Here is a 24,259-nt window from a genome sequence, read left to right on the forward strand (position 1 = left end):
TAAAACCAAGTACATAATGTACTTGGTTTTTTTCTATCTTTAATTTTAACTTTTAATATGACTTTAAATTTCACTGTAAATAATTTCACTGTAAATATTACGTTCAACATTAATTCTGTTGATTTATGCAATGTTTAGCGTTGCGAAAATCAACAGGACTAATGTGGTTAACAAGCAATAATCAATAATTAATAATAAAAAACCTTTAATAATAAAAAACCTTTAATAATAAAAAACCTTCAATAATAAAAATGGTGGATAAGATAGTGAGCCAGACCAAACGAAGTCCTTTTCAGCAAGCCTTTTACGTTGCCAATACCATGGAAATATTCGAGCGACTTGCTTGGTATGGTATGTATACCTTGCTCGCCAGTTATATCATGACCCCCACCACTCAAGGTGGTCTAGGCTTAGGTAATACTGAGCGTGGCTTGATTATGGGGGTGGTGCCTTTCTTTCTTTATCTTTTCCCTGTGGTGTCAGGCGCACTAGCCGACCGATTTGGTTATCGCAAAATGTTTTTGCTGTCTTTTACCCTGATGGCGCCGGGTTATTACTTTTTAGGTTACGCTAAAGATCTGGGCAGTTTTATGAGCATATTTATGTTGATAGCACTAGGCGCAGGTATTTTCAAACCTGTGGTAACCGCAACCATTAGCCGAACAACCGATGATACTAACCGAGGCTTAGGTTTTGGTATTTTCTATATGATGGTCAATGTCGGTGGTTTTTTAGGGCCGTTATTGGCGCCCATTATTCAAAAAAATTATGGTTGGCAAGCGGTGTTTGTTTTTGCCTGTATTTGGATATCAGTAAACTTTATCCCGGCGTTATTTTTCTATAAAGAGCCTGAGCGTCATGGTAAAAATAAACCCTTAAAGCAAGTTTTTCATGAAATGCAGCAAGTATTAGGCAATATGCGTCTCGCCTTATTAGTAGTGCCTTTGTTGATCATACTTGTGGCCTTCTATGCGGGTTATATCGGCGGTGAATTTACCTTAATTGCCACGGTATTATTAATTGTTGGCGCCATTATTTGGGACCTTTCGGTGGCTAAGTTGCTCACTAAACCAAGCCAACAAGGTGTACTGCCATGGTATTTGCAAAAAATGACCATAGGCAATAAACCGTTTATGGCGTACTTATTAATACTGTCGGGATTTTGGACAGTATATTTTCAAATATTTATAACCTTGCCGGTTTATATTCGTGACTTTGTTGATACTTCAGATTTGGTTTCATTACTACATACCGTTAGCCCTTGGGTACATGATGTTTTAACTTCAGTGAATATTGATACCTTAAGTAGTGAAATTATGCGTTTGGCTGGCAAGTTTAATGATATTGATGCCTTGCAAGCTCAAGCTGCGCTAAAAGAGATCACTAGCACAATGGCTGCGCTAGATGTTCGTATTCCTGAGCAAGAAATTCTTAATAGCTTTGGACAAATTGCATTGTCAATCAATGCCAACGACATCACAAGTGCTCAGGGGTTGAGTCAAACAGTTGCTGAGCAATGGTCAGACAAATATCGTCAAGTTAATCCTGCGACTATCTTAAGTTTAGATTTTCTGATGATTATAATTTTTCAAATTTTAATCAGTCGTTTTATTGATAAATTTAGCCCGCTACCAGCCCTTATTGTTGGTACGGCTATTTTATCCCTGTCGATGTTAATGCAAGGTTTTGCTCACGGTGTCATTTTTGGTGGCCTATTGGTGAGTTGTTCAGTAATTGTTTTTGCTGTCGGTGAAATGACCGCAACACCGAAGAGCCAAGAATATGTCGCCTCTTTTGCCCCTAAAGACAAAGCCGCCATGTTTATGGGCTATTACTTTGTTTCTATGGCATTAGGTAGCTTATTTGCTGGTTTACTCTCTGGCTGGTTATATAGCTACTTCGCCGTAGAGTTAAATAAACCGGAACTGATGTGGGCCATAATTGCCTGCTTAGGTTTTGTTACCTGCTTGGCTTTTTATCTATTTAATAAGCACTTTGTTAGCGATATCAAGCAGCAACAGTTAGCACAAAAAGAGCCGTCAGCAGAACAATCAACATCAACAGCTTAATGACATAGCTATAAGCGGCTGTTGTGCTCGAAAGATTAACAGCCGCTAGTAAAATCAAGACAAGCAAATAGATATTTAAAGAGTACAAGCAATGACCAAGAACATCGCACAAGCGGCTGAAAAATTTGAGCAGTGGCAATCTAAAAGTGAGCAAGAAAGTTTTTTAACCATTAACACCCTTGAGTGTCATACCGGCGGTGAGCCATTACGTATTGTTACTAGCGGTTTTCCGGCCCTCAAAGGCGACACTATCTTAGCGAAAAGAGATGATTGCAAAGAAAACTATGATGAATTGCGCCGAGCATTAATGTTTGAACCACGCGGTCATGCGGATATGTATGGCGCCATTATCACCGATGCCGAGCGAGAAGATAGCCATTTTGGTGCGATTTTTATTCATAACGAAGGTTATAGCACCATGTGTGGCCATGCGGTTATAGCGTTAACCAAAACCGCGGTAGAGTCTGGCGTAGTTGCCAGAACAGGTGATGTCACTAAGGTTATTATCGATGTACCTTGTGGTCAGATTCATGCATTAGCTTACAGTGAAAATGATGTGGTAAAAAAAGTAAGTTTTCAATGTGTACCTTCATTTGTTTATGCCAAAAATCAACAAATAGAGGTTGATGGTATTGGCATGGTTCAGTTTGATATTGCCTACGGCGGCGCTTTTTATGCTTATGTGCAGGCAGCCCCCCTGGGTTTATCACTTGTTCCTGAGCAGCAAGAAAAGCTCATTGATTATGGCCAGAAAATTAAACAAGCCATTATTGAATCGTCAGCGCCAGAGTTAGCCATTAATCATCCAACAACCGCTGAACTGAGCTTTTTATATGGCGTTATTTTTATTGATGACTCACCGAATGCTGGGGTGCATTCTCGCAATGTTTGTATCTTTGCTGATGGTGAATTAGACCGAAGCCCTACAGGTAGCGGTGTTAGTGGTCGCATCGCCTTACATCATGCTAATCAGCAAGTCGCGGTAAATGAAGCCATTACCATTGAAAGTATTTTAGCCAGCTCATTTAGTGTCCGTGTTATTGAGACGCTCACCTTTGCTGGTTTTACCGCGGTGATTCCTGAGGTAACCGGTGACGCCTATATTTGTGGTAAAGCGCAGTGGCTTATTAATGCACAAGATCCATTGAAATATGGTTTTTTATTAAGATAAGCGATAGTTTAAAAATAGAGTAAATAAAAAGTACAGTCTAAATTTTGAGGATTATTATGAACTTAACTACATCACTAGGTAAATTACGAGATAAAGTACTGAACAAGCCTTACAGTGCCATGCTGATCTTTAGTGATATTAATATCAGCTACCTTTCTACCTTTACCGGCCATGCGGCAACCCTATTATTAACCAGTAAGGGGAATTATTTACTGACCGATTACCGTTATTTTGAGCAAGCTAAAGTAGAAGCAAGCGACTTTAAGGTCATTTGCCGCGATAGAGCCAATCAAAGCTTAGCGTCATTAATTGAAGATCTGCTCTTCCAAGATGATTGTCAGAGCCTCTCATTTGAAAGTGACCATATTAGCGTGATGCAATGGCAAGAAATTCATCAGCAGGTCAATCAATTAACTAAACTGAGCCAAATATCGCCGTTAAGTGGCGCGGTTGAAGAATTACGATTTATCAAATCGAGCAGTGAAATAGCGTTCATGCAGCAAGCCGCTAAAATAGCCGATACGGCACTAGCAACCATGCTTAACTCGGTTAAAGTTGGCGTTACCGAGCGTGAATTGGCCATTGAACTTGATCATCAAATGGCGTTACTTGGCTCAGAGCAAGTGTCTTTTGCCACCATTTTATTATTTGGTGAGCGTAGTGCTTTGCCCCATGGTGTACCAGGAGATAGACAATTAAAATTTGGCGATCTCATCTTAATTGACTTTGGTGCTGTAGTTAACGGTTATCGCTCTGATATGACACGTACTTTTGTGTTTGGTCAGGCGAGCGCAGAACAAAAACATGTCTATCAACTAGTACAATCCGCGCAACAAGCGGCAATTGATGAAGTAGTTTCCGGCGTCTTAGGTAGTCATCTTTATCAGCAATCGGCCAATATATTACTTAACAGTGAATATAAAGAATACGTCGGTGAGGGCTTAGGCCATGGCGTCGGTTTAGTTTTACATGAGCAACCTTTTATCGGCCCTGATTGCCATATAGCCATTGAAAAGGGTTGCGTTATTACCATAGAGCCAGGTATTTATATTCCTGGTTGGGGTGGTGTGCGCATTGAAGATGATGTGGTATTAACTGACGATGGTTTAAAAATTCTTACCAAGTCACCTAGAGGCCTGATTGAGCTGTAGCACCATAAATTATTGCACGTGCCTATGCATATGGCTCAGATTCGCCAGCCCCGTGGTGTTTTTATCGGACGTGCCATGGATGGCACTTATTAGACAATGCATGGAGCTTATTGTCCTGGAGCCAGTGTCTAAGTGGCTGTGCATCTTCGATCAGAAACATCGAAGATGACGTTTACAGCTAATCCCGAGTTCAGGGTAACGACAGAATCATTTTTTTAAAGCATTAACAGAGCATACGAGATCACCATGAAAATTATTAGCGCAGAACAAGTTCACCAACATCTAAATTTTAACGAATTGATTCCCTTACTTAAACATAGTTTCAGTCGTCCATTTAGCATGCCTCAACGTCAGGTTCATGCGCTCGCGCCAGAAGAAAGTGATAATCATGATGCATTTGCCTTATTACCCTCATGGAATGAAAAAGTTATTGGTAATAAAATGTTCACCTATTTCCCAAATAATGCAGAGAAACATGACTTACCGGGCTTGTTTTCTAAAATCATGTTATTCAAACGCCAAACAGGTGAGCCGCTGGCGCTTGTTGATGGCACCAGTGTTACTTATTGGCGCACCGCGGCAATTTCTGCCTTAGCTAGCCAGCTACTTTCTAGAGAAAACAGTCGACATTTAATGTTATTTGGTACTGGCAACTTAGCGAGTTATTTAATCAAGGCGCATTTGACTGTGCGAGATATTAAGCAAGTAACCCTTTGGGGACGTAATAGCGCAAAAGTGAATGACTTGCTTGGCAAATTTAGTGCGCTTTATCCAGGCGTTACTTTTACCGCCAGTGTTGATGTTGATATGGAAGTAGCGAGTGCTGATATCATTTGCTGCGCCACAGGCGCTAAAACGCCATTATTTGATGGCAATCTTGTTAGTGCTGGCACACATATCGATTGTTTAGGTAATCACATGACTGATGCGCGTGAGTGCGATACAGCAACGGTAACGCGCGCGCGCGTCTTTGTTGATAGCTTAACCAATACCTTAAATGAAGCCGGTGAATTACTGATACCTATGGCAGAAGGTGTCTTTAATAAAGAAGACATTGTTGGTGAATTGGCTGATATGTGTAAAGAGCCAAAGATATTAAGACAATCAGCAGATGAAATAACACTGTTTAAGTCAGTCGGTACGGCTATAAGTGACTTAGTTGCCGCACATCGCGTGGTAGAGAAATTAGCAGACTAGTTTATTAAACCATGTAGCTATTTTACTAGTATTGTTTTTAATGCTAGTAATACTATGTAAGAAGGCGCCACCTTGATTAGAGGTCGCGCCTTTTTGTTTTAAAAAATTATGCTGTTAACTTATGTGAGTAACCTAAGTCATGGGATTATCTCAATAGTAGGGAGGGGGAGGGCCGTCAACGGTTTTGGTCAATGTACTGCTTTATATTAATCGACTGTTAATGCATAAAATTTATACTTAGTTAGAAATTGTGCGGCTAAGGGAGTTAAGTGACATTATTTCTATTAGATTTTACCAATATTATCACTGAGGATATTAGCTTTTCCATAAAGTTATTGGTGCATTTTTACGTGAGTTAAACGCATAAGTCTGTCAATATTTAGGAAACTTGTTACAATGCTATTTTTGATTTTAGGTAGATTATGAATAAAAGTAATGACCCGCTACACGGCGTGAAACTTGAACAGATTCTAATTGAACTGGAGAAAAAAATTGGTTGGGATAAGATGGGTGAGTTACTTAATATTCGTTGTTTCACCAATAAACCGCGTCTTAAATCAAGTTTGAAATTTCTGCGTACAACCCCTTGGGCACGCAGTAGAGTTGAAATTTTATACCTAAAAACATTTTGTAGTAAGCATAAAGAAACGGGGAAATTAATCAGGGGGATACTCGCCCAGAATACAGCAGTAGCAGAAACGACTTCCACCAAGCCCGCTGCCTTTGTTTGGCCAACATCGAAAAAAAAATAGATTTATGCCACACTGAAGACATTAATATTTGAAAATTTTAGTATGTTTTGATCTACAGCGGACATGGCTTAACAATCACATTCCTCTAGCAGTTTCCCGATAGCTGACGTTCCCCATAGATAAAACTTTAAGCTTTTGATGATGACTTTTTACCAATAAGTCATTTAGCCTCTATGTGAACTAAGCCACCATTGCCGTCAGTCGCGAAGTTGCATTGGGATGACTTCAAAGTGCGCATTATAGTCCTTTCAGTCTGAATAAACCTATATTGGATGTTTAGATCATGTGCCTATTTCATACTTCTACGGTGCTTTGGGGCACAAACCTCCATAGGTTTAATGGCAACTTGGTGCGCTTAGCGGAAGCTAGCAAATCGTTAATCGTTGCTCAAAATCACCCCTCCAATGGATCACTTAGATACGAGATAGTCCTTGGTAGCTAGATATCAGCTTAAAAATCATTTGTTGCTTATTTTATTGATAGTGGAAATATAATCTTATATGATTAACCCTTAAATAATTAAAGTGGTTTAGTCTATGATTTTAATGAAAAAACTATTTATTTTATCTATGTTAACCTCTGCTATTTCGGCATGTGGTGGTAGTGATAAACAAAACGAAATTCAAGCAGTAAATAAAGCACCAACAGTCTCCATCGATAACATTACTGTAAACGAAAATGCTCTAATAACCTTAACAGCTTCTGTAACTGATGATGGTTCAATTGCATCCTATCTATGGAATATAAATAGCAAATACCCTATTGAACTTTCAGGTGAGACTTCTTCTACCATTAGCTTTACAGCACCTAGCATCAGTGTTGACATTGATTCTTTTAGCATTAATTTAATCGTCGTTGATGACGGAGGTTTAAGTGCGACAGGCAATGCAACTATTACTGTTAATAATATAGTCCCTACACTTGCATTAGCTGATAGCTATTCTGTGGATGAAATTAGTTCTATTGTTATATCTCCGATAATTAATAGCTTTTCAGATGAAATAGTCGATTACGCATGGAGCTTTGATAATAACGATAATATAGGAATATCTGAAGATGAGAGTGGTAATTTAACTGTCACACCTTCCAATATTTTTGATGATGTTCAATTATCTTTATCTTTAACTATAACTGATACTGATGGTGACATGGCAACAGCTGTTACTAGCCTTGATATATCACAGATTTACACTCCATTAACTATCAATGGATTTGTGACTGACTCACCTATTATCAATGCTGCTACGTCTATTTATATTGGTGAGTTACAATTACCTGTTACCCCTATCACTGATGAAAACGGTGAATATTCAGTTGACATTAAAATAGATAATTCTGATGAAAATAAACTGGTTAAGATAATTTCTCAAGGCGTAGCCAATCAAATCAATGCTAAATTGGTTTCTATTTTAGGCTCTACCCAAGATATTATTGAACAAGCCGCTAGTGATGGGGTTCTGACCTCTGATGAAAATTTTGCAACTAATGTTACCAATATTACTACGGCTCACTACGCCTTAATTACAAAAGCCAATAAAGGAATTGAAGTTTCTACTCCGGAAATATTTAATGCCTTATCTAAAGCGCTAGATATCGCCGATGTTATTCACTTAGCAACAGCTATTAAAGTTGCAATCGATAAGTCTATCGACAATCCAGAACTGTCCTTGCCAGAGGGTGTTGAAAATACTTTGCAGCTGGTTTTGAATGAAGAACTAAGCCGACAGTATGTTGCTTTAGTGTCAGGAACGGAAGAGTTTACGCAAGCTCAATCTGAGATGATGGCTGATGATAAGCTGATTGAGGCAATTGAGTTTATTGTTCCAGAAAAAATTTATTTCTATGAACTTAACTCCCGTGCTTTGACTGATAATCCTATTTATTATTTTAATAATGACGGTACGGGTGAGTTAAAGGGAAATACGTTCACTTGGACTCAAACAAGTAACTTGATTAATGCTAGTTTTATTAACCAAGAAGGCACATATACTTACGTTAACGCTACATCAAACGAAGGAAATACAAGACAATTTCAAGCGATGCGGTATCCTGAATCATTTCATTTGACAGTATTAACGTTAAATGAAAATAAATTAGGTCTTTTTGTTGAATCAATCGATAAAATCGTATTTTTAGAAGATGATAAAGTCAATAATCCTAGCTTTAACTTAGACGATCAGATGGAAAGCAACGCTGAAATATCATATGGCTTAATGAGCGGTGTTGAACTACCTATAACAAATGTCGGGGCAACTATAGCTTACCTACCTGTAGTGGAGCAAGAGACGAACAGTGGTACTGATACAGTAACGGTGAAAATTGACAAATTCTCTTTGTATAGCGATGGTACTGGATATGCAAGTATTTTAGAGCAATCAATAGCATGGGTATTAACTGATGGTTACTTAAAAATCTATCAAACCGATAGTGAACAAGTACAAACAATATCATCTTACACAAAAATTGAAGCTAATGATGGCTTAGACCAATTCGCACTTGAATCAATAACAAGCCCAGAAAAAAACAAAGTAAGCCATGGGAAAATAGTGACTACTGAATTAGTTTGGGAGGCTAGTCAAGTCACCGGAATATGGGCTTACCCTGAAACAGAACCATTAAACCATTTCTACTGGGAGTTATTGGAAAATGGCGATGCTAATACGATTTCAACTAATGATGATAATAATGACGGACAAATAACCGAAGATGAAGTTTATCGGCAGTATGGTCGTTGGGAGATTCGTGATGGTAATCTAGTTATTTCTAGAATTATGCATAAAGACACTTCTGATAGTGATGAGGATCATCGAGAAGATGATGGTATTTACTGGGTCAAATATCATGAAAGAACATGGGAGTTAATAACCTTAGAAGAGGAAAAAATAGGGATATTACATAAGCATCATTTTTTTTGGGCTGACTTATATGATGGAGGAATTAACGAGATTGACTTCAGTCCTAGAGTTTTCCATAAATTAGCTGACCACCCAGTAAAAATTAACCAATAAGTTATTTAAACTAAAATAGCCAAGTCATTTAAAAATGACTTGGCTTTATATTTTTAATAGTCATAGCAACTAATCTTGGTTACGGAAAAGTGCTACATATGATGTCAGCTTCTAGCGAGCAGAAGTTCTAAAGAACGACCGATAGCTAACGTCTGCTTTATTAGTGAAGCTGACGTTAGCATAACAGCCCCTAGTGTCTGCAATGCGGACTTTTGAAGTCATGCCAATACAAATACGTGAGCGACCGCAATGGTGGCGAAGCAGACTATTTATTGTAGTAAATTCACCTCTAAATTAGGTCGGTTTTGTGGTAATTGCCGACGTTAGCATTAATAATTACCTTATGCTTTCTAATCACTAACAAGGGAAGTTAGCGCTTATTTAGTATTACTATCCATAAAAAAATTCACCTCATCCAATGCAGTAAGATACTGACGTTTAAGGTGTTTATTTTCGGCTAACTTATCTAAATCACCAATTAACGTCATGAGTTTTTTATGAGAATGGTGGTTTGTTCGCTTAAAATCTTCAGGTGATCCTTCGTTAGCGATACGCTCTTTTTTATCCATAGTATGGCTACTTTCGGTGTTTTCAAGCCAAATATCATTAATTAGACGAATGTTGCTCTCATTCTCAATATTTTCATTAAATGCCATTTGCAGTTCATATTGATTGGTTTTAGGGTTAAATTGATAAGTTTCTTTACTAACATCCACTTGGTGTTGTTGATCAAGTCCAAGCAATGCTTGATTTTTGACGGCAGTAGCAATGTTGTAGCTTTCTGTTTTGTCATAGTAATCAGGCCGAGTAAGCTGATAATCGAAATGAGTAGCTAGCGTTTTACTTTGGCTTATCCCCGTTAATTTTCCTGATTTGTGTTGCTGAGTTACTTGCGCTAACTCAATACTGATTTTAGGGCGTAGACCTCGGCCTGGTGGCTCTTTCGAAAATGAAAATTTCGCGTCAAAATCTGCTAATTTAGAAATCCCAGCACCCAAGCTATTCTTTGTTTCGCTGCCAAGCCCTTGATAGCGAGGATCATTGCTGATCATGTTATCGACTAATTCTGCGACCATTGCTCGGCCATCAGTGAATTGTTGAGCAGCGACTGACTCTATATTACTATAACGCTGCGCTGCCGATGACATACTAGCAAAAGCGCCTTTAAAAATAGCAAAGCCTTGTTGCATTTTTAAATCGTCTTTTTTACCAAATGCTGAGGTTTTATTGTCACCTTTACTATGGTAACGGCTATCTTCGAGGTTTTTATCTAAGGTGGCTAGGTATTGCTGCATTTGCTTTACGTCTTTACCGCCAAAAGTAGACATATCTAAGGAGAAATCTATTTCATTAATTCCCGCTTGAGAGTTAAATATAAGCGCTTGTTGGTTTGACTCCTGATCGATGTGGTAACTTAGATCGAGATTATTTTCTGAGGAGCCAAATTGTTGATTTTCAGTAGTCGAAAAAGACACATCAAAACCCGATAACTGTTGATGATTAAAATCAGCCAAAAAATCTAGATTAAAATCGGCTTGACCAGCTGGAACATAGTTACTGTATGAGTTTTGGCTGACTTTGAAAAATTCATCTGCCATTTGTCCAATCCCCGCCAATACCTCGGTTAGTGCCTGATGTTCAGCTTCCGATAAGTCACCCTCAACTTGATAGCTGAGAGTAAAACCATCGACTGTTTGCCCCGTGCTTTCATCATATCCTTGCGATGAATTAAAGATGATATTGATAATATCGCCTTGCTTAGTCTTTACTGATAGTTCAAAACTGTAGTTATCGTTATCTTCATTATCTGTTCGATTGATGCTTTCCATATAAGAGCCCAGTGCTCGTTCAACGCGCTGTTCACTTGAGGCTAAAAATGATTTTTGCTCGTAACCCAGTTGCCCTAAACTAGCTAGTATATCACTAGTATTGGCGTAAGCTCCGTGAATGTATTTTACCGATTTATTCAAACGTTTCATTAGCTCATCGCTGTTTTCATTGTTGAGTAAACCTTCTTGTTGACTGCTTATCACGGTGCGTAAGGCTAATTCTGTGTCTGAATATTGGTAACCCAAGACTGTCGAACTACTTGATACCATGATGAGTGCGGTAAATTGTTGATGAAGTAATTTTGCCACTCTTTCTTGATCAAACTGGCTGAAGAGTTCTGGCACCATTTCTGGCGCAATATCTTTAAGTTCATCGGTGAGTGTATAGGATTGCTCATTGACTGGTAGGGCAAGGGATGTTTTTAAGTCAAATGGGCTGTTTAATACCTTATTAATCATGATTGTCCTTAATCGTAACCCCAGGTTAAATATATATCGGCAATAACGCTACATACTTTAATTTTCAAAAATAAGATTTAGCCAGTATGTTGCTGCGATCCATTGAATTAACCAGGTTAAATGGACGAAAATCATCAACAACAATTGCATACTTTTTATAATGTTTAATTATAAAAATGTGCTTGGCATTAAATAACAGTATTTCCTTAAAAAATAAGGAAAAACCTCGCCTTTCAACGGATAATTAAAAAATACAAACTTATAAGCTATTGATGATGTGTTAGTAAAAAGGTATTGTTGCCTCTTAACTTTCTAAGGACGTATCGTAATGAAAGAAAAAGTCACCTTGGTAGTTGATTACCTGCAGACAGTTAAGACTCGCTGCACATACAATGCTGCTGCGAAAGCGTTGGGTGTTACACCGAAGGAGCTAAAGAAACTGTTAGGTAAGCGCAGGCCTGAAAACTCTTGGTTTGTTAATACGGGAACTGGCAATCCAGTTGGGTACACTGACGAAGAAAAACATCCGGAGCTTCATCGTACAAAGCTTATTATTAAATCAGCGGAAGTTTTGACACGAAATTTAGATTTATAGAAAAGTTTACAACTTGCTCAAGCGAGACGATTTTAAGTGGGGCCTAGCCCTAAAACAGCCCCTTAGCAAAGCTAGATTATTAGCAATAAAATACACCCCTAAATTAATTCAAGAGTATTCAAATGGCGAAAACAAATTACAACTATGAGAAGAAGCAGAGGGAACTCGCGAAGAAGAAAAAGAAAGAGGAAAAACGCCTGAAAAAATTAGAAAAGGCTAGTGAAGAACTCCCATCAGATGAGCCACTATTAGCGGATGATCAAAATACATCCCTATAATTATGTAGTCTACTGTGCTCACATAAAGGTGCAACTATGCCGACATCCAAGTAGTGAACGGATGTTGATAGGGTTATGTTTTTAACCAAAACAATAGAGAGCGTAAGTTAGTGGAATCGTGTATCTACTCATTTTTCAGGGGGGTACTAGCAATTAATAAATTTAGTAAGCAAGTTAAATTAGGAGTGTTGTATTGCAAACTGTAGTCAAAAAATGGTTCCGGGATAAAGAATCTGGATTTCTGGATAACGGCAACGGCCCAGATATAATAGTACGTAAAGCCGATCTTGTTAATTGTGCTTTTTTAAAAGTTGGTGCTACTGTTGAGTTTGAATGCTACTCAGAAAAGCGAGGCTTAATAGCCAAAAAGGTTAAGCTTTCGAATATGAAGCGGGCGCAACAAGGGATTCGAGACAATAAACCCTACCGCCCAGGTGTCATGACTTAAGTAATTCAGTGCAGAACAAGGCGCTGCAATCTGATAATAAAAAATTCCAGGCAAAATGGCTGCTAATTTTTTTGCAGCTGAGCTGTGGCGTTATTAATACAAAATCTAATCCAAATTAGCTTTAAGTGCCAACCACCTAATGACCGCGTTGTGGTATTAGTGAATATTACCTAGGAAACTTAAATCTCATTGGTTGTAGCCTATTCACATTAGTCATTAATTAAACTATCAAATTAACTACTGAGTACCTTGCCCGTAAAAGGTACTTCAGAGTTAATTTAAATGGTTTGTTGCGGCGCTGTTGTCACAGCGACGCCAAGCAGAGAATAGTTGCCGTTAAAGGTTAGTTAGCTTCATAGCCAAAAGGGTCATCAATAGAGTGAGCCGGCTCACTAAACCATTTTGGTCCAGATTCAGTCATGTAGAAGTGATCTTCTAAACGCACACCAAACTCACCATAAAGACACAGCATAGGCTCATTAGAAAAACACATGCCAGCAGCTAATGGCGTTTTATCACCTCTGACTAAATATGGCCATTCATGAATGTCTAAACCAACGCCATGCCCAGTACGATGTGGCAGTCCTGGTACTTGATAATCTGGGCCATAACCTTGTGTTTCAAGGTAGTTGCGAGCAGCAATATCGACAGTTTCACAAGGGGACGCTATTTTGGCCGCAGCAAAGCCCTGCGCTTGCGCTGTTTTTTCATGTAACCAAACCGTACGTTGTTTTTCACTGGCTTCACCAAAAACATAACTGCGGGTTATATCCGAATTATAGCCCTGAACTAAGCAGCCAGTATCGATTAACACCATATCATTAGCATCGAGGTTTTTAGGCTCTTTTACCCCATGTGGGTAGGCGGTATCTTGGCCAAATAAAACAATACAAAAAGATGAACCCTTAGGGGCGCCTAATTTCATATGGGCTTTGTTGATAAAGTCAGTGACTTGTGCGGTAGTGATGCCAAGGGTTAATATTTTGGCTACGGCGCGATGTACTACCATAGTCATGTCTTTAGCGCGTTGCAATAAGGCAATTTCGCTGGCAGACTTGATCATTCTACAACCGGCGGTGATACTTTTACTGCTAGTGAACGTTAACGAGATGTTTTGATCTTTTGCAGCATTCATCATGCCATCAACCGCGAAAAATGCTGTTGATTCATCAATGGCAAGGGTTCCTTGGGCACAGTTGTTTTTCTTCAGTACCTCCATAACAAGTTGATACGGTGACTCATGTTCATGCCAGCTAGCGACTTGTGCCTCAATCTGCATAAAGCCAGATAGTGTACTTACTTCGAACCAAGGGGCGATATACACTAAATTACCTTCTGCAGGTAATATTGCGCCGACTAAGCGCTCAGATGAGTACCAAGCAGTGCCAGTAAAATAGCTTAAATTAGTGCCAGCATTAATATATAAGGCGCTAATGTTTTGTGCACGCATTAGCTGTTGCGCTTTAGCAATACGCTGTTGATATTCACCTAATGAGATAGGCGTGATATCAGTGGTCATATCGGTTAATTTATTTAATTCTATTTCAGCTGTAGAGCCACCAATACCAATGGACATATTATATTTCCTTCAAAAATAATTAACTTTATGTGAGGTGTGTTTACTCAGCACTTCGCTGAGCGGCACAGTAATAAATTCATAGGTATATTGTATACAATATTTTCACTGAGACAAGTGTTAATCTAGGCTATTTCTCGGTCGTGCTGACACTGCATGCTAATATTTCATTTAGAGCAAATGGATTAATTAATTGCTCATTTAGCGAAAATTAACAGGCTTACCGGCAGGCTGCGATAACGATTAACCTCGTTTTAAAAGTAGATAATCGGTTAAAACCAGCGATCTTTGACTTTACCGTACTGAAAGTAACCCCATTGACCAACACGTCTGAATGGCGCGAAGGGAAATGTTGTTAACGGGGTTTGGTAAATGGGTAAATTGGGCACTGTCACCCCAGCAACTTTTTGCGCCAAACGTTTACCTGCTTGTACAGAGAAAGACACGCCACTGCCACAATAACCCATGGCATAAAAAACAGTGCGCTGTTCATTTTGATAAACATGGGGCATGTCATCTAACGACATACACAACCATCCTGACCAGGCATAATCGTAACGTAAGGAGTTGAGAGCGGGAAAACTTGTTTTCAATACCGCAAGTAAGCGTTTGGCGTAGTAGGGGTCGGTAGCATTTTTACCGGTTATTGCCCCACGACCGCCAAATAAAATACGATTATCAGGTAACTTGCGATAGTAATATTTCAATGCGCGTGTATCCATGATGACATTGCTGGTTAAAAAATTACACGCGGCCAGTTGCTCAGCTGATAACGGCTGAGTAACAATTATTTGTGATAAAACGGGTAATGTTTTGCTCTTAATTAAGGGGTGAAAATTCTTGGCTGAATAACCATTCGTGGCTATAACCACCTTTTTAGCTTTGACAATGCCATTTGGCGTATGCAATACCTGCAGGGTTTGGCTTTGTTGACCCGCTTTATGGGATGTCTCTTGCTGCCAGTTCTCGACTGGACTGTCACAATAAATGCTGACACCGGCTTTTCTGGCAAGCTTTTGATAGCCCCAAGCCAGTTTTAATGGGTTAAGTCCAAAACCATCTTGATAACGAATTGCGCCATAAGCATTATGATCTGCCATATAATCCTGGTGTAACTGCTCACGTGTTAATACTTGGATATCATAGCCAAACATCTTTTTTTGCAAAGCTGCCGTCTCGATTAAATCTTTTAGCATACTTGGCTTGTGGGCCACGCGAATATAGCCACTGTCTTGTGGATCGCAATCAATGCCCTCGCTAATTAAACTTTTGACGGTATCAACACCCGCACACATTTCTTGGTAAATGCCACGCATAACCTCTTCCCCCCATTGCGATTGCATGCGGGCGTAGGGTTTTCGGCCAGAGGACTTTAAAATAAAGCCAGCATTACGGCCACTGGCCCCCCAAGCCGTTCGGTTTGCTTCTAAGACCGTGGCTTTGATACCGTGCTCACGTGCTAAGTGCAGCGCCGTTGATAAGCCGGTATAACCGGCACCGATAATGGCAACATCTACCTCAATATCTTTATTTAACTGACCATCATCTGCTGGTGCATTTCCTAAGGTATTAGCCGCTGTGACGTCAGCCCAATAACTGTTAGGGTAGGGCGCATTAGCACCAATTGATTCATCAAGAAGAGGATCGTACATTTTTTATCCTAAGTAGACTTTTCAGCTAGAGGATTTTAAACAACTCATTCGCTAAAATCAGTATAAAGTTGTTAAAGTTTATTCTTTTACCGTGATTTTACTGTAATTGTCGCCAGTATTTTGTGAATATAGTGAGCTAACATTCACCACTAAACTTTAGGCTCTGTTGTAGAACACTGTTGTCTATAATGTAACACACTGATTTAAAGGAAGATGTTGCTGATGTGATAAGAGCGAGCATCACAAGCATGACGGTATATGGATATACCCTTACTAGACAGTGCAGGAGCACACTGTCCTGATGCTTGTGTTGAGCCCCATGGAAGGGTTTATGCGTCTCGCTCGTTTACTCAACAACACCAAACTACAACAGAGCCAAACTTTAAGACAAAGGAGTGAACGTCATACCATGGGACAACAATTTTCAGAATTAAATGCCAAGCATATTGAGTTTATTACCAAACAAAAGCTTTATTTTGTCAGTACAGCCGCAGATACGGGCACGGTAAACTTGTCCCCTAAAGGCGGGGATAGTTTGCGCGTGATAAATGCCTCGACTATTGCCTGGTTAAATCATACCGGCAGTGGCAATGAATCAGCGGCGCATGTATTAATAAACCCACGAATGACGATAATGTTTTGTGCGTTTGAAGGTGCGCCTCTTATACTGCGAGCTTATGGCAAGGCCACTGTATTACATCAAGGGGATGCACAGTGGCATGAATATATAGCGCTATTTCCACAAAGCGTGGCCTCCAGACAAATATTCTTATTGGCTATTGACAAAGTTCAGTCATCTTGCGGTATGTCAGTGCCGTATTTTTCCTATGAAGCCGATCGTGACGCTCTTGCTCAGTGGTCAGATAAGCAAGGTAAAGCCGGTATTGAGCAGTACTGGCAAAAGAAAAATCAGCACAGCATTGATGGCTTTGCCACGGATATAGTGAAAAAGTCAGCTCTGTTAGTAGAATAAATTACAGGCTAGCACTTAGCGTGAGTGAGCCGTAAGTATGCCCAAGGTTTAATATCACTGTGATAAGCGCGGGTATAGCCGTTCAGGCTCCAAGTGAGGGCAAAATTTTCTTGTGTCCAAGTGAAGCCTAAACTGGCCTTTGCTTGGGTATTTTTAAGTTCAACCGATGACTCATAGGGTAAGCTACCTTCAATAGACAAGTCATTAAACCGGTAGCCAAGGCCAAGCCGCGCAAAGGTGGTCAAATTACTGCCATCAATGGCTTGCGTTATATTGCCTATATGGCCGAAGTGGTTACTGAGACGACCGAAAGTGTTCGCTAGCATTGTTCCCCAGCGAAATAGAAAACCGAGAGACGCTTGAGTATTTAGATTCCCTAAGGAGATATGACTAAAACCACTGACTTCCCATTGCCAGTCGGTAAAATAAGTGCCTTGATATTTTTGCTTTCTATACCAGAGTGAGTCTACTTCATAAGCAAACTGAGCGGTGATTTGTTCTTCTACCTGATACTGCCAACCTTGAGGTATGGTTGAGCCGGTTATCTGATGTACTTTGGTTTGTATTTTTTCAGCCCTTGCTTTAGGGCCAATAACGCCCACAGCTAACCAGTTTTTTTGTGCAAAATTTGGGCTGTAATTTGCGGTGTGACTTTCTAACTCGACTAAACCAACATAAGGTCTATCATTGCTTTGATAGTTCATTTTGCCAATATCATTAGGTGTCCACATGCGCTGGGATACTTTTACTCCCCAGGCCGTTTGATTTTTATTTACCGGAAAACGCATACCATGCTGCCATTGAAGCCATATTGGCATGCTTGAGCTGAGGTGTTGGTGATATTGTCGCAGTGCTTTACTTTCCCAAGCTAAAGCAAAGCCATTGGTATAATTACCATCACTGGTAAATAGACCATCATTGTCGAACTGAACACTTAATTGGCCAGCTTGTGCGGGAATGAGAACAACGGATAAAATTGTTAATAAAAAATAGACTGGGCAATAAACTTTTTTGCTGCTTGTGAGCGCTTTAATCATAGCAAACTCCTATTCTTTCAACACTACGAGTATAGTGCGATAAAATTAATTTTCTGAAAGTAACTTAATTTAACTGAGTATTTCCAGGCAACTAAAGCGGGGTTTTGTTAATGAAAGTAACGACAGCTAAGCAAACAGAGCCGACATTTACCGCCAATAGCTCATTATTATCAGGCTATATTGGCATGTTTTTATTACCAGTTGGCACTGAGATGTACAAAAAAATGTACTAAATATAATCGTTCTACTTTATTAAATAATGGATAAAACTTACTAATGAAAGCTCTTATGTAATAATACAGGAGTGGTAACAATTTTTTGGAGGCTATTATGGCCCATGAGGAAAGACGTAATATGTCAAAAAATACTGATGCTAGTATAGATAATGGGAATAATGAACAAAAATCAACGCTAGAACAATTAGCCGATGCAAACCATGAAATTGAAGACTTAAAGTTACAAATCGCTTGGCTTGAGCGTTCTTACGAGTAGGTTTTCTAGCATTTATTCATTTGTTTATTGCTGTTGAATAATAATTAAGTGAATGAGAATAATCACAAAAACTCAATAGATTGAAAAGGCAAATATAGGGTATATATTTGCCTTTTTTGTTGTCTGTCTGTCTGTGTTTAACTATGAAAGTCACCCTGTTGGTTTTCACTTTATAGTATTTTACCTAAAAATATCATTATTCTCTCGATAAGTTATTTGCATATCTATGTGTTCATGCTATTTTCCCTGCATTGTGTTTAAAGCAAGATTATTTATAATAAATTAGAGGAAGTCATCTTATGCCAAAGGCAAGTGATATAAAGAAAAATGCTGCGATAGAGCATAACGGTAAAGTGTTAATTGTTAGGGGTATTACTCGTTCTGTACCGCAAGGTCGAGCAGGCGGCAGTTTATATAGAATGCGTTTATACGACGTGGTTACAGGTGCTAAGGTAGACGAAACCTTTAAAGCCGACGATATGTTAAGTTTTGCCGATTTAAGTCGCCGCCCAGCAATGTTTTCATATATTGATGGTGATGAATATGTCTTTATGGATAATGAAGACTACACGCCATATAACTTAAATAAAGAGTCTATCGCCGATGAGGTTCTTTTTATTAATGAAGAAACGCAAGGGATCTCTGTCATCATAGTTGACGATTCGCCAGTGGCTATTGATCTTCCTAGCAGTGTCGAGTTAGTCATTACCGAAACAGACCCTTCGATAAAAGGCGCTTCAGCGAGTGCGCGTACTAAACCCGCTATTCTCTCTACCGGATTAACGGTGCAAGTGCCTGAGCATATCTCTACCGGTGATAAAATTAAAATTAATACCGAAGACCGCAAGTTTATGGGACGTGCTGACTCGAAATAAAGTCTTGTTGCGGTAACTTCGTGCTTAGTAGCCAATAAAAAATGTCCAAATCTTTGGGCATTTTTTTATGCGGCTGGCCGGCGTTACTAAATATCAGCTAAACAGTTATTAACATTGCTGTTTGAACAATAAGGTTAAATTATGAGTGATTCAGTTTATTCTATTGGTACGCAAGGCGAACCATGGGTGGATAAAGACAAGGCGTTATGGCTTGCTAAGCAAAATATTAAACGCTCTTACCAAGATGAAGTGCTAGCAAAGCTTGAATTATTAAGTTCTTCATTTGATATGATCCAATATGGTAGCTTGTCTATTGATGAAAGCCGTTATCCTTTATATGTCATGCAAAGTCAACATTGGCAAACGCATAATAAAACCGTGCTAGTGACGGGCGGTGTACACGGTTATGAGACCAGTGGCGTGCAAGGGGCAATTCGTTTTCTTGAAACTTGTGCTAAGGGCTTTAGCGAACAGTTTAATATTATTGTCGCGCCTTGTGTTAGCCCTTGGGGTTATGAAACCATTAATCGTTGGAATAATAAAGCGATAGACCCAAACCGTTCATTTTATGCTAATAGTCCAGCGCAAGAATCGGCGGCACTGATGGCTTTTATGGTGGAACTGGATGTTGATATTGCTATGCATATTGATTTACATGAAACCACTGATAGCGACAATAGCGAGTTTAGACCGGCACTGGCTGCCCGAGACGCTAAACAGCATGATAACTGGAATATTCCCGATGGTTTCTATTTAGTCGGGGATGCAACTAAGCCTGCCGCTGATTTCCAACGGGCGATTAACCAAGCCGTAGCAAAGGTTACTCACATTGCCCCCGCTGATAGCAAGGGTAAATTGATAGGTGTTGAACTTGAGCAAGTTGGTGTTATAAATTATGCCGCCAGAGCGTTAGGCTTATGTATGGGCTTAACAAACGCGCCCTATGTCACTACCACAGAGGTTTACCCTGATAGCGCTCGGGTTGATGATGAAAATTGTATTCAAGCACAAGTTGCGGCAATATCGGCAGCAATAACCTTTATCCAATAGTTATCTAATAGTTATCTAATATTTACTTCAGACTTAACGAATATAAAAACGCCTACTAAATTGATTCTTAGTAGGCGTTTTACTTCATAAGTAGGTCTAGCTGTTAGGCTTTATAAGTTATTAATTCTCATAACGTACCGCTAAATCATCGACTTGAATATTACCAAATAATCGGCCATCAGGTGTCGCTGCCGTTGCCGTTTGCCTGGTTAGTTTGGTTACCTTTACTTTATAGGGGCTTAAGTTAAATCCAGCATAGGATTTTCCAGAGTTGTTGGTAAAATGAGTCAGGTGTAATAAGCTAAATTCATCACCTATTTTTAACCCATGATCCCTACCTAAGTTAATGGTGACTTGGTTACCGTTCACTTGAATGATTTTGCCTCGGCTAGGCTCACACATAATATTTTCATCAATATCTTGAATAACTCTGTCGATAATATTATTAACCATTAGGCCATATTCACTGTGCCAAAATGCCTGACCATTGACATCCACTTTCATGCGCTTGCTAAATGTCCATGGCGCAGAATTTTGATAAGAATCTTGCCAAACTAATTCACCATTTAGGCCGTTATATAAATAGAAGCTAATGGCAAAATTTCTAGGGTAAATACCTTGTTGCCAAAATAACCAGCTATTAGTGGCTTGTTGATCAAAAGAAGTATTGGTGATTTCACTAAACATAATATATTGGCTATCGGTACTTTCACTTAACGATTGCGTTAATTGCGCTATTTTATCACTGGCTAAGCTGTTATTAAGGCGAGAAAATTCCGTTTTATTATTAAGTATGCTACTGGTTTTAGTATAAGCACTTTGTTGATTTAGTTGTTCAGCCAATTTACGCATAACCGCTTTATCAATGAGGTAAATCTTACCAATATTAGCTTGCTCTCTATGTAATAAATGGCTGCGGGTAATGAGCAACGATTTTTTAAAGTTTACCGCAAAGCATTTTTTATCTTGAGGAAATATATCCACGCGAATTGTGACAGTGATAAGGTTGTCGCTGTGTATTTCATCAATTAGTTCAATGGAGTTGACACTGCCACTTGCCCGAATGCTAATTTTATCTTGTGTCAGTAAGCCATTGACCACTTGTTGCAGGCTCGAGACACTGGCTCCAGAGACCAGCAGCGCTTTCTTAAGTGCATTTTCCATCGCTTTAGTGCGTGCAAGCTCGATACTTATATCATTGGTGCGAGCATGTCCCTGTGTTTCATACCACTGACTGCTAACAGAAAAACTGTACAACAAGCTGAGGAATGTTAATTGTTTGATGAGTTTGTGCATAGTTTTTTTCATCTTCCTATTTAGCTTTAACCCGATTGACTTATACTTTCGGGAAAGCGTTTCTTTATCGACTAATATCGATTATGCATATTTCATGCCTTTCATATATTCGTTAATTTAGCGGGCACTTAATTATTGGCTTAGAATGTGCATTATTTATAAGTATGAAAATTAATACAATATGGCTAAGTGCTATAATTGACGAACCTAGTATTGAAGGGGAACACCATGAAAAAATGGCTTATAGCAGTTATCATACCTGCTTTATTCTCATGTGAGGCAACGAAGAATGATGGCTTTTATCAATTAACTCAAGTCGAAAAAGGACAGATTGATAGCTTTAACTTACCTCGTCATGCCATTAATGATGTGGTTAAAGGTTTAGCGTATCAGATGTTAACTAACAGTAGCTTTGTTAACGCAAACACCCCAGTTGCTGTCGCCTCTTTTGTTAATTTAAAAGACCTTGAAACAACTAATTGGCTTGGCAATCAGCTAGCGGAAAGCTTTGTTCATGAACTGCAACGTCATGGTTTAGTGGTGATCGACTTTAAAACTACTGGCCATATTCGTGTGACAAAAGACGGTGATTATGTCTTTAGTCGAGACTGGCAAGAATTACCTGAACGTCAGATAATTGACTATGTGGTTTCTGGCACCATGGTTGAGCAAGCAAATGGTATTATAGTGAATGCTCGTATGATTGGCATTCAATCTAAAGTGGTGGTTGCTACGGCGCAATCCTTTATTCCTGCTTGGGTGTTAGGTGATGAGATGAGTCATAGTGAGAATGTGAAAATGAGAGATGGTATGATTATTCGAGATAATGCTATGTTGTATAACGATGCACGTGCGGTGACTATACAAAATTAACAACTATTTCAGTAGCTTAATTCGCTATCTAAATTTAATATCTTAATTCAGTAGGGTAATGAATAATGCAATTTTATCAGCGACTAACGCTAAAGGAGTATATATGAGTAAATCATTAATTCGTGTCATTCTTATGATCAGTGTACTTTTTTTCACTAGTGCTTGCTCCCTTGTTTACGATAAACATGTACAGTGGCAAACCGTAAAACCAGAGACTTTTCCTGTGCTTTATGCGACAGGTTTTGCACCGATAAGTCTGCAAAAATCAACACATAAAACTCAGCGGATGTTAATGGCCATCAAGGCGTCAAAAATTGCCGCTTATGCAGAGTTAGCTGAGCAAGTATATGGTCAGCAAGTTACCGGTAAGGTAACCATGGCTGACTTATTAATCGAGGATCAGCAGTTAACGGCTTCGGTACAAGGTATTATACGCGGTGCTAAAGTGGTGAAAAGTTATCCTGTTGGAGATGTTTATACCACGGAATTACTGCTAGATTTTGAAGATGTATATAATATTTATCAAGTAAATCTAAATAGAAAAGTAATTAAAACGGTAACTCACTTTTAATTTTCGAGCTTGTACTTAATATATTAGCAGACATTAAAAAAGGCGTTAATCATTATGATTAACGCCTTTTTGTTGCTGGAATAAGCTTAGGCTTTTAGCCCGATACTTGACAGTCCAGCACTTTTTTTACCCTTACTATTATAAGTAATAGCGTTTTTATTATGGCTTTCTAATAGGCTTGTTTTCATACGCTCGACAGCAAGCTGAGATTGTTGGATGATTTGGCCATTGACCAAGTTTTTCTGTTGGCAACTTTTTAACAACACGGTGATTTCTGCTAGTTGCTGCGTTAATTTCCCTGCGGCTTTATCTTGAGCGAAGCCTTGATGTTGAGATATTTTTTGGTCGAGTTGCTGAATGGCTACTAACTGGGTGTTTTTTTCCTGGCTGATAGTAAGCAGCGCTTGAGGATCGTGTTGCTGTAATATTTGTTTTTCATTCGAAATTATCTGGCCCAGAGCGGTTAACTGTTGATGTTGTTGTGTTAACAATTCATGTGACGTTAATTCTTGGGAATTTGATCCTGATAACATAAGCTTGCCTTTGATTTTTCACTAAACGATATATCTTACAGTCTATCGTTAAATAAGATTAAATTCAAAGTTAGCAATATTGGCCGCTAATTTTTCCGGATTGATTTTATAATCACCAGCACTGATAGCTTTTTTTAATTCATCAATTTTCTTTTGATTTATTACCGGTGCATCCGCTGCTTTTTTTTGTAATTCATTAAGCTGTTTTGCTTGCGGAGTAATTGACACTGAATCTTGTCCGGCACTTTTTACTTGTGCACTATTCGATGCGGTTTGAGCAGATTGCTGTTTTACCTGCTGCTGTTGAGTATGCTTAACTTGATTGTTTGTATTCAAGCTATTGATATTTATAACCATAATTTCATCCTATAACA

23 protein-coding genes are annotated in these 24,259 nt (G+C 39.0%); 16 read left to right on the forward strand and 7 right to left on the reverse strand.

What is annotated here, in order from left to right:
• Positions 1 to 266: 266 nt before the first annotated feature.
• The 6 genes from CMT41_RS05470 to CMT41_RS05495 all read left to right on the forward strand — a co-directional run bounded on the left by CMT41_RS05470 (position 267) and on the right by CMT41_RS05495 (position 9,348).
• The gene (locus CMT41_RS05470; RefSeq protein ID WP_058026586.1) at positions 267 to 2,069 is read left to right on the forward strand and encodes an MFS transporter; all 1,803 of its coding nucleotides are present in this window, start codon (positions 267 to 269) and stop codon (positions 2,067 to 2,069) included.
• Between the two features lie 91 nt (positions 2,070 to 2,160).
• A complete protein-coding gene (locus CMT41_RS05475) occupies positions 2,161 to 3,240 on the forward strand; it encodes a proline racemase family protein (protein ID WP_058026587.1) in 1,080 nt (359 codons plus the stop codon).
• 56 nt (positions 3,241 to 3,296) lie between these two features.
• Entirely contained in the window at positions 3,297 to 4,391 is a 1,095-nt protein-coding gene (locus CMT41_RS05480) for a M24 family metallopeptidase (RefSeq protein WP_058026588.1), read from the forward strand.
• A gap of 246 nt (positions 4,392 to 4,637) precedes the next feature.
• On the forward strand, positions 4,638 to 5,588 hold the full coding sequence (locus CMT41_RS05485) for an ornithine cyclodeaminase family protein (protein WP_058026589.1): 951 nt from the start codon (positions 4,638 to 4,640) through the stop codon (positions 5,586 to 5,588).
• Between the two features lie 422 nt (positions 5,589 to 6,010).
• A complete protein-coding gene (locus tag CMT41_RS05490) occupies positions 6,011 to 6,340 on the forward strand; it encodes a VF530 family DNA-binding protein (RefSeq protein WP_057180168.1) in 330 nt (109 codons plus the stop codon).
• Between the two features lie 536 nt (positions 6,341 to 6,876).
• A complete protein-coding gene (locus CMT41_RS05495) occupies positions 6,877 to 9,348 on the forward strand; it encodes a PKD domain-containing protein (RefSeq protein WP_057180169.1) in 2,472 nt (823 codons plus the stop codon).
• 377 nt (positions 9,349 to 9,725) lie between these two features.
• Here the strand turns inward: CMT41_RS05495 and CMT41_RS05500 are convergent, their stop codons facing one another.
• Positions 9,726 to 11,636 carry a hypothetical protein gene (locus CMT41_RS05500; RefSeq protein WP_058026590.1) on the reverse strand — a complete coding sequence of 637 codons (1,911 nt, stop codon included), beginning with the start codon at positions 11,634 to 11,636 and terminating at the stop codon, positions 9,726 to 9,728.
• A 328-nt stretch (positions 11,637 to 11,964) separates the two neighbouring features.
• On the opposite strand from CMT41_RS05500, the gene CMT41_RS05505 reads away from it, so the two are divergent.
• The 3 genes from CMT41_RS05505 to CMT41_RS05510 all read left to right on the forward strand — a co-directional run bounded on the left by CMT41_RS05505 (position 11,965) and on the right by CMT41_RS05510 (position 12,957).
• Entirely contained in the window at positions 11,965 to 12,231 is a 267-nt protein-coding gene (locus CMT41_RS05505) for a hypothetical protein (protein WP_057180172.1), read from the forward strand.
• A gap of 122 nt (positions 12,232 to 12,353) precedes the next feature.
• Positions 12,354 to 12,509: a hypothetical protein gene (locus CMT41_RS19330; protein ID WP_197410254.1), complete on the forward strand. Its 156-nt coding sequence runs from the start codon at positions 12,354 to 12,356 to the stop codon at positions 12,507 to 12,509.
• 193 nt (positions 12,510 to 12,702) lie between these two features.
• Positions 12,703 to 12,957: a hypothetical protein gene (locus tag CMT41_RS05510; RefSeq protein WP_058026591.1), complete on the forward strand. Its 255-nt coding sequence runs from the start codon at positions 12,703 to 12,705 to the stop codon at positions 12,955 to 12,957.
• A 343-nt stretch (positions 12,958 to 13,300) separates the two neighbouring features.
• Here the strand turns inward: CMT41_RS05510 and CMT41_RS05515 are convergent, their stop codons facing one another.
• Positions 13,301 to 14,533, reverse strand: a complete 1,233-nt coding sequence (locus tag CMT41_RS05515; protein WP_058026592.1) for a M24 family metallopeptidase — start codon at positions 14,531 to 14,533, stop codon at positions 13,301 to 13,303.
• Positions 14,534 to 14,805: 272 nt separating this feature from the next.
• On the reverse strand, positions 14,806 to 16,185 hold the full coding sequence (locus CMT41_RS05520) for an NAD(P)/FAD-dependent oxidoreductase (RefSeq protein ID WP_058026593.1): 1,380 nt from the start codon (positions 16,183 to 16,185) through the stop codon (positions 14,806 to 14,808).
• Positions 16,186 to 16,516: 331 nt separating this feature from the next.
• On the opposite strand from CMT41_RS05520, the gene CMT41_RS05525 reads away from it, so the two are divergent.
• Positions 16,517 to 17,158: a pyridoxamine 5'-phosphate oxidase family protein gene (locus tag CMT41_RS05525; protein ID WP_232300021.1), complete on the forward strand. Its 642-nt coding sequence runs from the start codon at positions 16,517 to 16,519 to the stop codon at positions 17,156 to 17,158.
• A gap of 8 nt (positions 17,159 to 17,166) precedes the next feature.
• On the opposite strand, the gene CMT41_RS05530 is transcribed toward CMT41_RS05525, so the two are convergent.
• Entirely contained in the window at positions 17,167 to 18,195 is a 1,029-nt protein-coding gene (locus CMT41_RS05530; protein ID WP_232300022.1) for a lipid A deacylase LpxR family protein, read from the reverse strand.
• A gap of 110 nt (positions 18,196 to 18,305) precedes the next feature.
• On the opposite strand from CMT41_RS05530, the gene CMT41_RS19700 reads away from it, so the two are divergent.
• From CMT41_RS19700 to CMT41_RS05540, 4 genes are all read left to right on the forward strand, one after another.
• Positions 18,306 to 18,428 carry a hypothetical protein gene (locus CMT41_RS19700; RefSeq protein ID WP_257721034.1) on the forward strand — a complete coding sequence of 41 codons (123 nt, stop codon included), beginning with the start codon at positions 18,306 to 18,308 and terminating at the stop codon, positions 18,426 to 18,428.
• A gap of 97 nt (positions 18,429 to 18,525) precedes the next feature.
• Positions 18,526 to 18,687, forward strand: a complete 162-nt coding sequence (locus tag CMT41_RS19335) for a hypothetical protein (RefSeq protein WP_197410255.1) — start codon at positions 18,526 to 18,528, stop codon at positions 18,685 to 18,687.
• A 299-nt stretch (positions 18,688 to 18,986) separates the two neighbouring features.
• Positions 18,987 to 19,562: an elongation factor P-like protein EfpL gene (gene efpL / locus CMT41_RS05535; RefSeq protein WP_057180177.1), complete on the forward strand. Its 576-nt coding sequence runs from the start codon at positions 18,987 to 18,989 to the stop codon at positions 19,560 to 19,562.
• Positions 19,563 to 19,703: 141 nt separating this feature from the next.
• Positions 19,704 to 20,612 (forward strand): M14 family metallopeptidase, encoded by a 909-nt coding sequence (locus CMT41_RS05540; RefSeq protein ID WP_058026594.1) that lies wholly within the window; start codon positions 19,704 to 19,706, stop codon positions 20,610 to 20,612.
• A gap of 120 nt (positions 20,613 to 20,732) precedes the next feature.
• On the opposite strand, the gene CMT41_RS05545 is transcribed toward CMT41_RS05540, so the two are convergent.
• The gene (locus tag CMT41_RS05545) at positions 20,733 to 21,908 is read right to left on the reverse strand and encodes a flagella assembly protein FlgT (protein ID WP_058028152.1); all 1,176 of its coding nucleotides are present in this window, start codon (positions 21,906 to 21,908) and stop codon (positions 20,733 to 20,735) included.
• Between the two features lie 228 nt (positions 21,909 to 22,136).
• Here CMT41_RS05545 and CMT41_RS05550 point away from each other — a divergent pair, with 228 nt between their 5' ends.
• Positions 22,137 to 22,781 carry a FlgO family outer membrane protein gene (locus CMT41_RS05550; RefSeq protein WP_057180179.1) on the forward strand — a complete coding sequence of 215 codons (645 nt, stop codon included), beginning with the start codon at positions 22,137 to 22,139 and terminating at the stop codon, positions 22,779 to 22,781.
• A gap of 103 nt (positions 22,782 to 22,884) precedes the next feature.
• Positions 22,885 to 23,352, forward strand: coding sequence for an LPP20 family lipoprotein (locus CMT41_RS05555; RefSeq protein WP_057180180.1), 468 nt, complete (start codon positions 22,885 to 22,887; stop codon positions 23,350 to 23,352).
• An 86-nt stretch (positions 23,353 to 23,438) separates the two neighbouring features.
• On the opposite strand, the gene flgN is transcribed toward CMT41_RS05555, so the two are convergent.
• Both flgN and flgM read right to left on the reverse strand, forming a co-directional pair.
• A complete protein-coding gene (gene flgN, locus CMT41_RS05560; RefSeq protein WP_057180181.1) occupies positions 23,439 to 23,885 on the reverse strand; it encodes a flagellar export chaperone FlgN in 447 nt (148 codons plus the stop codon).
• A 48-nt stretch (positions 23,886 to 23,933) separates the two neighbouring features.
• Positions 23,934 to 24,242 (reverse strand): flagellar biosynthesis anti-sigma factor FlgM, encoded by a 309-nt coding sequence (flgM, locus tag CMT41_RS05565; RefSeq protein WP_058026595.1) that lies wholly within the window; start codon positions 24,240 to 24,242, stop codon positions 23,934 to 23,936.
• Positions 24,243 to 24,259: the final 17 nt, after the last annotated feature.

Source organism: Colwellia sp. MT41 (genome assembly GCF_001444365.1).
Lineage (GTDB): Bacteria > Pseudomonadota > Gammaproteobacteria > Enterobacterales > Alteromonadaceae > Colwellia > Colwellia marinimaniae.